Source organism: Streptomyces sp. NPDC001100, from assembly GCF_053598575.1.
On record NZ_JBSFKO010000080.1, the window covers coordinates 1 to 12,687 of the forward strand.

Here is a 12,687-nt window from a genome sequence, read left to right on the forward strand (position 1 = left end):
GCAGCGACCCCGCCGCGGCGCGGCCGGACCTTCAGGTCTACGTCGTCGCCGCGCCTCGGGTGCGGCACTACGGGATGCTCGTGGCCACGCTGCTTCTGGGCTTCCTGGGCATGCACGGACTCGGGCCCGTTCCCTTGGCCCATCCCGCCCCCGGGCACGCCGTGACCGCCATGACCACGGCCATGGGCGAGCGGGCGTCGACACCGGACCCCTGCGATCACGACGAGGGCGGCTGCGGCAGCCATATGACCCACGCGGACGCGACCTGCGCCTCCGCCTCCGTCGCCGGTGCTCCGGCCGTGGTTCCGCTGCTGGTGCCCGACGTGGCCGCCTGGGCCCAACTGCCCGACGCGCTCGGGTCCTTGGCCGGCGGCGCCCCCGACGGCGGCCGGGCCCCGCCCTCCCTCTCCGAACTCCAACTCCTGCGGATCTAGAGCGGCCCGCGTGCCCACCCGCGCGCTCCGGCACGCCCTGCACAGACAACCGTTCGAGTTCCAGGAGTACCACCATGACCGCACGACGCGGGTTCGCCCGTCGTACCGTCGCCCTCGCCGTCACCGCCTCGGTGGCCGCCCTCGCGCTCGCCGCCTGTGGCGACAACAGCGACAGCAAGGGAAGCGGCGGGACGAAGACCGCCGGGCACAATGCCGCCGACGTCTCCTTCTCGAAGGAGATGATCCAGCACCACCGGCAGGCCGTGGAGATGGCCTCGCTCGCCGCCGACCACGCCTCCTCGGCCCAGGTCAAGAGCCTCGCCACGAAGATCAAGGGCGCACAGGACCCCGAGATCAAGACCATGTCCGGGTGGCTCACCTCGTGGGGCGAGAAGGTGCCCCAGGACATGACCGGCATGGGCCACGACATGTCGTCCTCGGCGTCCGGCATGATGACCGAAGCCGACATGGGCAAGCTGGAGAAGGCCTCCGGCGCCATGTTCGACACCATGTTCCTCAACATGATGGTCGAACACCACAAGGGCGCCGTGGCGATGGCCAAGACCGAGAAGGCTGACGGCAGTTACCGCCCCGCCACCGAGCTCGCCGCCGGCGTGATCACGGCGCAGAGTGCCGAGATCAAGCAGATGGACAAGATGCTCGGCAAGGGCTGACACACCACCGGCGACGGCGAGAGCTGACGCCACCGGCGAACAGGGTGGGCCGACCGCGTGCCGCGCGGTCGGCCCACCCCCGCGCTCAGGACCCCTCCGCCGCCCCCCGCTTCCGGCGCTGCTCCTCGAACAGCCGCAGGAACTCCTTCGCCTGCTCCTCCGCCACCCGCTGGTGCTCGGCCTCTTCCTCGCTCACCACACGGTTCTCGTCGAACAGGCCCTCCGCGCGCAGCTGTTCCTCCTGGACGGCGGTCGGCAGCTCCGGGTCGTGGTCGGAGGGGCGCGGGCCCTCGGGACCGTCGGGGCCGATCCGGACGAGCCGTTCGACGCGCACGATCCGCGTCCGGCACCCGTCGATCACGATCTCGTCGCAGCGCTCGGCGTCGATCCGGTCGGCCGCCCGCGCGTACTCGGCCCGCGTCTCCTCGTCGAGCCGCTCCATGGCCGGCGCCATCACCCGCAGATAGGTGGTGAGCGTGTCCCGCGCCCCCTGCGGGCTCTGGTTGGTCATCTGCGTCGGCTGCCAGCCGCCGTCCGTGTACTCCGCGGCGGTGAACTCGGCGGGCAGCAGCACACCCCCGGGATGCGTCTTCAGGGCGCGCACGGAGTCCTCGCGCACGGGGGCGGGAGCCGTGCCCGGGGCGCGGACCAGTGAGAGCAGTTCCATCCGCAGGATGCCCTCGGACATGCCGGTCGCGGTGAAGGGGTCGATCACGAACCCCGTGGTGCGGCTGGGGAGTTCGTGGGCGTGTCCGACCTTCGCGGGGTCGGGGTCGGACGGCCGGGGCGGCTCCGGTCCGGTCGGTCCCATCCGGATGAACTGGTCGGCCCGCACTACCCGGAACCGCCGGCCGAGCACCGTGAGCTCGTCCACCTTCTCCCGGTCCAGCCGCTCCGCCCCGCGCAGCCACTCCTGCCGGCTCGCCGTGTCGCCCGCTTGCCGCGCGCGTTGGCGGAAGGTCATCGCCAGGGTGTCGCGGGAGCTCTGCGGGGCCATGTTGCCGAACCGGGAGATGACCTGCCAGCCACCGGATTCCAGTTCCTCGGCCACTCCGAACACCGGGCCGCCGCCGGCCAGGACGTTCGGGTAGGCCTCGCGGGCCTGCCACGCCTCCACGTCGGCGAGGGCGGCTGCCGGGGCGTCCTGCAGCGCTTCCATCCTGATCACCCGGTACCCGGGAACCTGATCACCGTGCTCAGACATGCTCCCACCATGCCCAGCGCAGGGGACGGCGGGCGACGAATCAACGCAACCAGCACATCGGTTGGGCTTGCGGCTCACCGGTTTCGGCCACACGTTCCACACCCCGGGGTGATAGACGTCGGGCATGAACAACTCGAACGTCTCCTCCTCTCCGGCAGGCACCCGATGACCGCGGGCGCCGACACCCCCGACCGCCGGGGCCGCACCGGCCTGGACCGCACCGGCCTCGACCTGACCGGCAACCCCCGGGTCAGGGTCCGCGACGTGACCCTGCTGTCCAGCCACTGGTACGTCGAGCGCACCACGACCTTCGACTTCCGGCACGCCGACGGCACCTGGACCACCCAGGAGCGCGAGACCCACGACCGCGGCAACGGCGCGACCCTGCTCCTCTACGACGCCGAGCGCGAAACGGTCCTGCTCACCCGCCAGTTCCGCTTCCCCGTGTACGTCAACGGCCACCCCGACGGCATGCTCGTCGAGACCCCGGGCGGACTCCTCGACGACGAGGACGAGCACCCCGAGGAGGCCGTACGGCGCGAGGTGGTGGAGGAGACCGGGCACACCGTGGGCGAGGTGGAGCACGTCTTCGACGTCTACATGAGCCCCGGCTCGGTGACCGAACGCATCGGTTTCTACGCCGCCTCCTACGGCCCCTCGACCCGCACCCACGAGGGCGGAGGCCTCCAGGAGGAGGGCGAGGACATCGAGATCCTCGAACTGCCCTTCCGCAGCGCCCTGGAGATGATCCGTACCGGGGAGATCGCCGACGCCAAGACCATCATGCTGCTCCAATGGGCGGCGCTGGACGGGCCGTTCGCCAAGTAGGCGCGCGGAGCCTTGACTTGAAGTGCGCTTCAACAGGAAGACTCCCGTTCGTGCCCGGAGGACCGGGTGCGAACGGGAGGGATCATCATGAAGTACCGCACCATCGGCACCGATCCGGCCCACCGCCGCGAGGTGAGCGTGCTCGCGCTCGGGGCCATGCTGTTCGGTTCCCGCACCGACGAGGCGACCTCCTTCGCCGTGCTCGACCGCTATGTCGAGGCCGGCGGGAACTTCATCGACACGTCCGACAACTACGCGTTCTGGGCCGACGGCAGCCAGGGCGGCCAGAGCGAGAAGCTGCTCGGCCGATGGCGGCGCAGCCGCGGCATCGGCGACGAGATCGTCATCGCCACCAAGCTCGGCGCCCGCCCGCTGGCACCCGGAACGGGATTCGTCGACAACCCGGAGGGCCTGTCCGCGAAGGTCATCCGCGAGTCGGCCGAACGCAGCCGCGAACGCCTCGGCGTGGACAAACTCGACCTGCTGTACGCCCACATCGAGGACCCGGGCGTTCCACTCCAGGAGACCGTCGAGGGATTCGCCGAACTGGTCGCCGAGGGCACCGTCGGTCTCCTCGGCGTCAGCAACCACGCCGCCTGGCGGGTGGAACGGTCCCGCGCGCTCGCCGCCGCGGCCGGTCTGCCCGGCTACGAGGTCCTCCAGTACCAGCACAGCTATCTGCGCCCCCGGACCGACATACCGTCCGGCCTCTTCCCCGACGGCAGCCTCGGCAGCGCGGGCCCGGACCTGCTCGGCTATCTGCGCGCCGAGCCCGCCCTCACCCTGGTCGCCTACTCACCCCTGCTGGCAGGCGCCTACACCCGCGAGGACAAACCCCTGGGCACCGAGTACGACCACCCCGGGACCCCCGCCCGCCTCGCCGCGCTGCGGGAGGTGGCGAAGGACACCGGGGCGACCGTCAACCAGGTAGTGCTCGCCTGGCAGTTGGGCGGTCCGCTGCCGATCGTCCCGCTCGCCGGGGCCTCGTCGGTGGCCCAGCTGGAGGAGAACCTCGCGGCCGTGGACCTGGAGCTGACGGCGGAGCAGCGCGAGCGCCTGGACTCCGCCGGGTCGGTCAGGGCCTGACCAGCAACTGGAAGTCGAACGCGTACCGGGACGCCCGGTAGATGTGCGTCCCGTACTCGACGGGCCGCCCCGTGTCGTCGTAGGCCGTGCGCTGCATGGTGAGCAGTGCCGCGTTCTCCTTCTCGTCGAGCCGGGCGGCCTCCTCCGGGGTGGCCGAGCGGGCGCCTACCGTCTGGTGGGCACTGTGCAGGGTGATGCCGGCGGTGCGCAGCATCCGGTACAGGCCCGTCGACTCCAGCCGGGCGGTGTCGAGTTCGAGCAGATTGGCCGGAAGGTAGTTGCACAGGAACGCCACCGGCTGACCGTGTGTGGAGCGCAGCCGTTCCAGGAGCGTGACCTCGCTGCCCTCCGCGACCCCGAGGGCGGCCGCGACATCCGCGGTAGCGGGCACGGTCTCGTTGCGCAGCACCTCCGTGGTCGGTCCCTGCCCGGCCGACTCCAGGTCGTCGTAGAGGCTGCTGAGTTCCAGCGGTCTCTTGACCTGGCTGTGCACCACCTGCGTGCCGACCCCCCGCCGCCGGACCAACAGCCCCTTGTCGACAAGGGACTGGATGGCCTGGCGGACGGTGGGGCGGGACAGGCCGAGACGGACCGACAGGTCGATCTCGTTGCCCAGGAGGTTGCCCGGCGCGAGGGTGCCGTGCTCGATCGCCGCCTCCAGCTGCTGCGCGAGCTGGTAGTACAGCGGCACCGGACTGTTGCGGTCCAGGGCGAACTGCAGGCCGTCGAGCGGGGATCCGGTCACGGCACGTGAGTAGCCACCGGTCTTCGCCACAGAGGGCACCTCCTCACGGATCATGACGGACGGTCAGGAGTTGCTGGGGAAACCGAGGTTGATGCCACCGTCGGCCGGGTCCGGCCAGCGGGTGGTGATGACCTTGCCCTGCGTGTAGAAGGCGATGCCGTCGTTGCCGTAGATGTGGAGGTCCCCGAAGAGGGAGTCCTTCCAGCCGCCGAAGGAGTGGTAGCCGACGGGCACCGGGATCGGCACGTTCACGCCGACCATGCCCGCCTTGACCTCCATCTGGAAGCGCCGGGCGGCGCCGCCGTCCCGGGTGAAGATCGCGGTGCCGTTGCCCCAACGGGAGCTGTTGATCAGGGTGATGGCCTCGTCGTAGGACTCGGCGCGGACGACGACCAGGACCGGGCCGAAGATCTCGTCCTTGTACGCGTCCGCCGTCAGCGGGACCTTGTCGAGGAGGGAGACGCCGAGGAAGAAGCCGTCCTCGTGGCCCTCGACCGAGAAGCCGGTGCCGTCCACGACGACCTCGGCGCCCTGGGCCGCGGCCGAAGCGACGTACGACGCCACCTTGTCGCGGTGCTCGCGGGTGATGAGCGGGCCCATCTCGCTGGCCGGGTCGTTGCCGGGGCCGATGCGCAGGTTGCCGGCGCGCTCGGCGATCTTGCTCACCAGCTCGTCGCCGGTGTCGCCGACCGCGACCACGACGGAGACGGCCATGCAGCGCTCGCCGGCCGAGCCGTAGGCCGCGTTGATCGCCTGGTCGGCCGCGAAGTCCAGGTCCGCGTCGGGCAGGACGAGCATGTGGTTCTTGGCGCCGCCGAGGGCCTGCACGCGCTTGCCGTGCTCAACCGCCTTGAGCTGGATGTACTTCGCGATCGGCGTCGAGCCGACGAAGGAGACGGCCTCGATGTCCGGGTGCTCCAGGATGCGGTCGACGGCCACCTTGTCGCCCTGCACGACGTTCAGCACGCCCTGCGGCAGGCCCGCCTCGGAGGCGAGTTCGGCCAGGCGGTAGGAGGCCGAGGGGTCCTTCTCGCTGGGCTTCAGCACGAAGGTGTTGCCGGTCGCTACAGCGAGGGGGAACATCCACATCGGCACCATGGCCGGGAAGTTGAAGGGCGTGATGCCCGCGACCACGCCCAGCGGCTGGCGGATCGAGGCCACATCCACGCGGGTCGAGACCTGCGTGGACAGCTCGCCCTTCAGCTGCACGCTGATCCCGCAGGCGAGTTCGACGATCTCCATGCCGCGCGCGACCTCGCCCAGCGCGTCCGAGTGCACCTTGCCGTGCTCGGCGGTGATCAGTTCGGCGATCTCGTCGCGGTGCGCGTCCAGCAGCTCGCGGTACTTGAACAGGATCGCGGTGCGCTTGGCGAGCGAGGAGGTGCCCCAGCTCTCGAACGCGGCCTTCGCGGAGGCGACGGCGGCGTCCACCTCGTCGACGGTCGCGAAGCCGACCTGCTTCTCCTGCGCGCCGGTCGCCGGGTTGTAGACGGGACCGAAGCGGCCGGACGTGCTCTCGACGGGCTTGCCGTCGATCCAGTGGGTGATCGTCTTCATGGTGCGAGTGCCTTTCGGGGGAGGGGAGTTCAGAGGTGGCGGCGACGGTCGACGACCTGGCGGTCGTACTCCTCGCGGGCCTGTACGGCCGGTGCGCGCGAGGCGGTCTCGGCGACCGGTACGTCCCACCAGGCCTCGGCCGGGGGAGCGGTCGGCGTGGCGGTGTCGGTCTCGACGTAGACACACGTCGGCCGGTCGGAGGCGCGGGCCGCGGCCAGTGCCTCGCGCAGTTCGCGCACGGTCTTGGGGCGCAGCACGTCCATGCCGAGGCTGGCCGCGTTGGCGGCGAGGTCGACCGGGAGCGGGGCGCCGGAGAAGGTGCCGTCGGCGGCCCGGTAGCGGTAGGCGGTGCCGAAGCGCTCCCCGCCGACCGACTCGGAGAGGCCGCCGATGGAGGCGTAGCCGTGGTTCTGGATCAGCACCAGGTTGACCGGCAGGCCCTCCTGGACCGCCGTGACGATCTCGGTCGGCATCATCAGGTAGGTGCCGTCGCCGACCAGCGACCACACGGGCGTGCCGGGGGCGGCCTGCTGGACACCGATGCCGGCCGGGATCTCGTAGCCCATGCAGGAGTAGCCGTATTCGAGGTGGTACTGGCGGGGCGAGCGGGCTCGCCACAGCTTGTGCAGGTCGCCCGGGAGCGAACCGGCCGCGTTGATCACCACGTCGTCGTCGCCCACAACCGAGTCGAGAGCGCCGAGGAGTTGGGTCTGCGTCGGCACGGCGTTCTCGTCCGGAGCGGTGAACGCGGTATCCACCACCCGCTCCCAACTCTCCTTGCCCGCGCGGTACTCGGCCTCGTAGGCGGGGGCCACGCGGTGCCCTTCGAGGCCCGAAGTCAGCGCCTCCAGACCGGACTTCGCGTCGGCCACCAGCGAGCGCGCGGCCAGCTTGTGGGCGTCGAACGCGGCGATGTTGAGGTTGACGAAGCGGACGGCCGGGTTCTGGAAGAGAGTGTTGGAGGCCGTCGTGAAGTCCGTGTAGCGGGTGCCGACGCCGATCACCAGGTCGGCGGCGCGCGCGATGTCGTCGCTGACCGCGGTGCCGGTGTGGCCGATGCCGCCCAGGTCGGCGGGGTGGTCGTGACGGAGCGAGCCCTTGCCCGCCTGCGTCGAGGCGACCGGGATGCCGGTGGCGTCGACCAGGGCCTTCAGCGCCTCCTCGGCGCGGCTGTGGTGGATGCCGCCGCCCGCGACGATCAGCGGTCGCTCGGCGGACCTGATGGCCTCGATCGCCTCCGCCAGCTCGGAGACGTCCGGCGCGGGACGCCGTACGTGCCACACGCGGTCGGCGAAGAACTCCTCCGGCCAGTTGTGGGCCTCGGCCTGAACGTCCTGCGGGAGAGCCAGAGTTACCGCTCCGGTCTCCACCGGGTCGGCCAGCACGCGCATCGCGTTCAGCGCGGCCGGGATCAGTGCCTCGGGGCGGGAGATCCGGTCGAAGTAGCGGGAGACCGGGCGCAGGGTGTCGTTGACCGAGAGGTCGGCCTCGACCGGGTGCTCCAGCTGCTGGAGCAGCGGGTCGGCGGCGCGGGTCGCGAAGTAGTCGCCGGGGAGGAGGAGCACCGGCAGGCGGTTGATCGTGGCGAGCGCTGCGCCCGTGACCAGGTTGGTGGCGCCCGGTCCGATCGAGGTCGTGACGGCCTGCGCGGAGAGCCGGTCGAGCTGGCGGGCGTACCCGACTGCCGCGTGCACCATGGCCTGTTCGTTGCGGCCCTGGTGGAACGGCATCGTGTCCTCGCCCGCCTCCAGGAGCGCCTGACCGAGTCCGGCGACGTTGCCGTGGCCGAAGATGCCCCAGGTGCCGGCGATCAGCCGGTGCCGTACGCCGTCGCGCTCGGTGTACTGGGCCGACAGGAACTGCACCAGGGCCTGGGCGACGGTCAGGCGGCGGGTGGGGGTGCTCATGAGGACTTCTCCGGTGCCGTGTAGAGGGGGAGGCGGGGGTCGACGGGCTGCTCGGGCCAGGTGGAGCGGACCCAGGCGTGGTCGGGGTGGTCGCAGATCAGCCAGGAGCGGTCGTCCTCGGGACCCGCCATGACGTTGAGGTAGTACATGTGGTGGCCGGGTACCGCCATCGAGGGCCCGTGCCAGCCGTCCGGGATCAACACGACGTCCCCGCCCCGGACTTCGGCCAGAACGTCGGTGTTACGGCCCTGGCCCGACGGCGAGACGCGCTGGTAGCCGAGGCCCGGTGTGCCCTCGTGGTCGGCGAACTCGAAGTAGTAGACCTCTTCGAGGACGGACTCCTCGCCGGGCCGGTGCTCGTCGTGCTTGTGCGGCGGGAAGGAGGACCAGTTCCCGCCGGGCGTGATCACCTCTACGGCGATGAGCTTGTCGCACTCGAAGACCCCGGCCGCGCCGAAGTTGTTGACCTGGCGGCTGCTGTTGCCGGTGCCGCGCAGCTCCACCGGCACCGACGAGGCCGGGCCGTAGCGGGCGGGCAGCCGGCGGGTGCAGCGGGCGCCGTTGAGCGCGAAGCGACCGCCGCCGGCCGACGAGATCGTCGTACGGGAGTCCCTCGGGACGTACGCGAAGTCGCTCACGGAGGTGAACACGCTCTCGCGGCCGTCGAGTTCGAAGGTGTCGTGGCCGAAGTCGTCGGAGGCGGAGACCGTGCAGCCGCCGGTGAGCGGGAGGACGATCCACTCGCTGTCCTCGGTGTCGAAGGTGTGCGTGCCGCCCGGCGGGAGCTCCAGGACCCGCAGGCTGGAGTAGCCCCAGGCCGCCGACTCCGGGGTGACGTCCACGACGTAGGGGCCGCCCAGGGCCTTGCCGGCGGGAAGGTGGTAAGCGCTCGTCATCGTGTGCCTCCGGTTCACAACAGACCCACGGCGGTGTCCACCGCCGCCTCCACGCCGCCGTCGGCGGGGTACAGCAGGGAGCGGCCCACGACCAGGCCCTGGACGGTCGGCAGCCGCAGCGCCTTGCGCCACTTCTCGTACGCGCCCTCCTGGTCGTCGCCGACCTCGCCGCCGAGCAGCACGGCGGGCAGCGTCGAGGTCTCCATGACCTCGGCCATGTCGTCCGGGTCTTCGGTGACGGGCAGCTTCAGCCAGGTGTAGGCCGAAGTGCCGCCCAGGCCCGAGGAGATGGCGATCGAGCGGGTCACGGCCTCGGCGGACAGGTCGTTGCGGACCTTGCCGTCGATCCGGCGGGAGATGAACGGCTCGACGAACAGCGGGAGTCGGTGTGCCGCCATGTCGTCGATGGCGCGTGCCGTCGACTCCAGGGTGGTCAGTGAGCCCGGGTCGTCGTAGTCGATGCGGACCAGCAGCTTGCCCGCGTCGAAGCGGAGCCGGGCGATGTCCTCGGCGCGGTGGCCGGTGAACCGGTCGTCCATCTCGAACGCGGCGCCGGAGAGGCCGCCGCGGTTCATGGAGCCCATCACGACCTTGTTGTCCAGGACCCCGAGCAGGAGCAGGTCCTCCAGTATGTCGGCGGTCGCCAGCACCCCGTCGACACCCGGCCGGGACAGTGCGATGCACAGGCGTTCCAGCAGGTCGGCGCGGTTCGCCATGGCCGTACGGCGGTCGCCGACGCCGAGCGCGCCGCGCGCCGGGTGGTCGGCGGCCACGATCATCAGGCGGCCGCTGTCGCCGAGCAGCGGCCTGCGCACCCGGCGGGCCGCCGCCTCGGCGATCGCCTCGGGATGCCGGGCTCTGACCGTGACCAGGTCGGGGATGCTGATGCTCAAGAGAAGCTCCGTTCAGGGATGACTCGTACGGTCACGGGGTCAGGCGCCCACGTGCGCGCCGGCGAGCAGGTCCTCGACCTCGGACTCGGTGGGCATCGCGGTGGAGCAGGCGAGGCGGGAGGCGACGAGGGCGCCGGCCGCATTGGCGAACCGCATGGTTTTGGCCAACTCCCAACCGGACAGCAGTCCGTGGCACAGCGAGCCGCCGAACGCGTCGCCCGCGCCGAGACCGTTGAGCACCTCGACCGGGACCGGTGGCACCTCGGCGGTCGTGCCGTCGCGGTGTACGGCCAGCACACCCTTGGGGCCCTGCTTGACGACGGCCAGCTCCACGCCCGCCTCCAGCAGCGCCTCGGCGCAGGCACGGGGCTCGCGGAGGCCGGTGGCGATCTCGCACTCGTCGAGGTTGCCCACCGCGACCGTCGTGTGCCGCAGCGCCTCCGCGTAGTACGGGCGGGCCTCCTCCGGGTCCTTCCAGAACATCGGGCGCCAGTCCAGGTCGAAGACCGTGGTGCCCGCCTTGTCGCGCGCCTTGAGGGCGGCCAGCGTGGCGGAGCGGCTCGGCTCCTCGCTCAGACCGGTGCCGGTGATCCAGAAGACGCGGGCCTGGCGGATCGCGAAGTAGTCCAGCTCGTCGGTGCGGATCTCCAGGTCGGGGGCCTTGGGCTGCCGGTAGAAGTACAGCGGGAAGTCGTCCGGCGGGAAGATCTCGCAGAAGGTGACGGGGGTCGGGTAGTCGGCGACCGGGGTGACCCAGCGGTCGTCCACGCCGAAGTCCTTGAGCGCCTCGTGCAGGTACGCCCCGAAGGGGTCGTCGCCGGTGCGGGTGATCACCGCGGTACCGCGGCCGAGCCGGGCGGCGGCCACGGCCACGTTGCTCGCCGAACCTCCGAGGAACTTCCCGAAGGTCTCCACCTGCGCCAGCGGCACTCCGGACTGCAAGGGGTAGAGATCGACCCCGATACGGCCCATGGTGATGAGATCGAAGGGCTGGGCTGACTCGGCCATGCGCGGCACTCCTCTGAGCTACTGGGGGGTGGGCGGGTCCCGCGAGGGCCTGCCGACTCCCAGGTGTAGGACTCCGAGGGGCGCTCTGTCAATAGTTTGTACTTACATTCGGACCTGCTTGTGAAATGATGTCTTAACAAAGTATTGACAGCGGGCGCGACCGGGGATTGGATTCCGTCCCAGCGCAACAGCCGTGTTTCACGGCTACGACCCGGGGCCGCACGAGCCCCGAGCCCTGATCTCTGAGATCATTGCTCCCTTTCCCCTGAAGCACAGTGAGGTGCAGGAAAGATGGACCGTTCTTCCCACTCCCGTACGCGCAGAATGGCCCCCTTCGTGGCGGTCGCCGCGGCAGCGGCACTGACCCTCGCCGGCTGCTCCAGCAGCTCGGGCGGCAAGAAGTCCACGGAGGACACCTCGGGCGCCTCGGCGGGCAAGGCCAGCACTCCCCGCATGACGGTCGCCCTGGTCACGCACCAGGCGCCCGGCGACACGTTCTGGGACATCGTCCGCAAGGGTGCCCAGGCCGCCGCGGCCAAGGACAACATCAAGCTCATCTACTCGGCCGACCCGAACGCGGGCAACCAGGCCAACCTGGTGCAGAACGCGATCGACCAGAAGGTCGACGGCATCGCGGTCACCCTCGCCAAGCCCGACGCCCTCAAGGACGTCATCAGCAAGGCGAAGACCGCGAACATACCCGTGGTCGGCCTCAACTCCGGTCTCAGCGACTGGAAGAAGCTCGGCCTGCTGGAGTTCTTCGGCCAGGACGAGACGGTCGCCGGCGAGGCGCTCGGCAAGCGGCTGAACACGGAAGGCGCCAAGAAGGTCGTCTGTGTCATCCAGGAGCAGGGCAACATCGGCCTGACCCAGCGCTGCGACGGCGTGAAGAAGACGTTCACCGGCACCACCGAGGTCCTCAACGTCAACGGCACGGACATGCCGTCGGTGAAGTCGACGATCACCGCCAAGCTCACGCAGGACAAGGCCATCGACTACGTGGTCACGCTGGGCGCCCCGTTCGCCCTGACCGCCGTGCAGTCGCTGTCCGACGCCGGCAGCAAGGCGAAGGTCGCCACCTTCGACCTCAACAAGGACCTCACCAGCGCCATCAGCAAGGGCACCATCCAGTTCGCGGTCGACCAGCAGCCGTACCTCCAGGGCTACTTGGCGGTCGACTCGCTGTGGCTCTACAAGAACAACGGCAACTACAGCGGCGGTGGTGAGCAGCCCGTACTGACCGGCCCGGCCTTCGTCGACAAGACCAACGTCGAAGCCGTCGCCAAGTACGCCGCCAACGGAACCCGGTGATGAGCATGACCCAGCACGCCGAGCCGGCGGTGACCACACCGCCGGCCTCCGGCCCCAAGCCGACCGACGGCCGGACCGCCGAACGCACGCTGGCCATCCGGATGTTGGCCCGTCCCGAGGTGGGTGTCTTCCTCGGTGCGGCAG

12 protein-coding genes and 1 pseudogene are annotated in these 12,687 nt (G+C 70.6%); 6 read left to right on the forward strand and 7 right to left on the reverse strand.

Annotated elements, in window-relative coordinates:
* A partial coding sequence (locus tag ACWDEW_RS48520) for a DUF6153 family protein (RefSeq protein ID WP_450522742.1) occupies nt 1-434 on the forward strand: 434 nt, incomplete at its 5' end.
* Between the two features lie 74 nt (nt 435-508).
* The gene (locus ACWDEW_RS48525) at nt 509-1,108 is read left to right on the forward strand and encodes a DUF305 domain-containing protein (protein WP_450522744.1); all 600 of its coding nucleotides are present in this window, start codon (nt 509-511) and stop codon (nt 1,106-1,108) included.
* An 85-nt stretch (nt 1,109-1,193) separates the two neighbouring features.
* Here ACWDEW_RS48525 and ACWDEW_RS48530 read toward each other — a convergent pair whose 3' ends face one another.
* Entirely contained in the window at nt 1,194-2,267 is a 1,074-nt protein-coding gene (locus tag ACWDEW_RS48530) for a DUF5954 family protein (protein ID WP_450522746.1), read from the reverse strand.
* Nucleotides 2,268-2,477: 210 nt separating this feature from the next.
* On the opposite strand from ACWDEW_RS48530, the gene ACWDEW_RS48535 reads away from it, so the two are divergent.
* Together ACWDEW_RS48535 and ACWDEW_RS48540 are read left to right on the forward strand one after the other, a co-directional pair.
* Complete coding sequence (locus tag ACWDEW_RS48535) at nt 2,478-3,140, forward strand: NUDIX domain-containing protein (protein ID WP_019070839.1); 663 nt, start codon at nt 2,478-2,480, stop codon at nt 3,138-3,140.
* An 87-nt stretch (nt 3,141-3,227) separates the two neighbouring features.
* Nucleotides 3,228-4,226 carry an aldo/keto reductase gene (locus ACWDEW_RS48540; RefSeq protein WP_450522748.1) on the forward strand — a complete coding sequence of 333 codons (999 nt, stop codon included), beginning with the start codon at nt 3,228-3,230 and terminating at the stop codon, nt 4,224-4,226.
* Here the strand turns inward: ACWDEW_RS48540 and ACWDEW_RS48545 are convergent.
* From ACWDEW_RS48545 to iolC, 6 genes are read right to left on the reverse strand one after another with little or no spacing between them, the layout of a single operon-like run.
* The gene (locus tag ACWDEW_RS48545; RefSeq protein ID WP_450522750.1) at nt 4,216-5,001 is read right to left on the reverse strand and encodes a GntR family transcriptional regulator; all 786 of its coding nucleotides are present in this window, start codon (nt 4,999-5,001) and stop codon (nt 4,216-4,218) included. The genes ACWDEW_RS48540 and ACWDEW_RS48545 overlap by 11 nt on opposite strands.
* Before the next feature lie 33 nt (nt 5,002-5,034).
* Entirely contained in the window at nt 5,035-6,528 is a 1,494-nt protein-coding gene (locus tag ACWDEW_RS48550; RefSeq protein WP_450522752.1) for a CoA-acylating methylmalonate-semialdehyde dehydrogenase, read from the reverse strand.
* Nucleotides 6,529-6,557: 29 nt separating this feature from the next.
* Nucleotides 6,558-8,435, reverse strand: a complete 1,878-nt coding sequence (gene iolD / locus ACWDEW_RS48555; protein WP_450522754.1) for a 3D-(3,5/4)-trihydroxycyclohexane-1,2-dione acylhydrolase (decyclizing) — start codon at nt 8,433-8,435, stop codon at nt 6,558-6,560.
* On the reverse strand, nt 8,432-9,331 hold the full coding sequence (gene iolB, locus ACWDEW_RS48560; RefSeq protein WP_450522756.1) for a 5-deoxy-glucuronate isomerase: 900 nt from the start codon (nt 9,329-9,331) through the stop codon (nt 8,432-8,434). The genes iolD and iolB overlap by 4 nt, the downstream gene beginning before the upstream one ends.
* 14 nt (nt 9,332-9,345) lie before the next feature.
* On the reverse strand, nt 9,346-10,224 hold the full coding sequence (locus tag ACWDEW_RS48565; RefSeq protein ID WP_450522757.1) for a Cgl0159 family (beta/alpha)8-fold protein: 879 nt from the start codon (nt 10,222-10,224) through the stop codon (nt 9,346-9,348).
* A gap of 39 nt (nt 10,225-10,263) precedes the next feature.
* On the reverse strand, nt 10,264-11,232 hold the full coding sequence (gene iolC, locus ACWDEW_RS48570; RefSeq protein ID WP_450522759.1) for a 5-dehydro-2-deoxygluconokinase: 969 nt from the start codon (nt 11,230-11,232) through the stop codon (nt 10,264-10,266).
* Between the two features lie 291 nt (nt 11,233-11,523).
* Between iolC and ACWDEW_RS48575 the strand changes: the two genes are divergently transcribed.
* Together ACWDEW_RS48575 and ACWDEW_RS48580 are read left to right on the forward strand one after the other, a co-directional pair.
* Entirely contained in the window at nt 11,524-12,543 is a 1,020-nt protein-coding gene (locus ACWDEW_RS48575; RefSeq protein ID WP_450522761.1) for a sugar ABC transporter substrate-binding protein, read from the forward strand.
* Nucleotides 12,543-12,687, forward strand: a pseudogene (locus tag ACWDEW_RS48580) (ABC transporter permease); the annotation flags it as partial. The gene ACWDEW_RS48575 and the pseudogene ACWDEW_RS48580, both read left to right, overlap by 1 nt.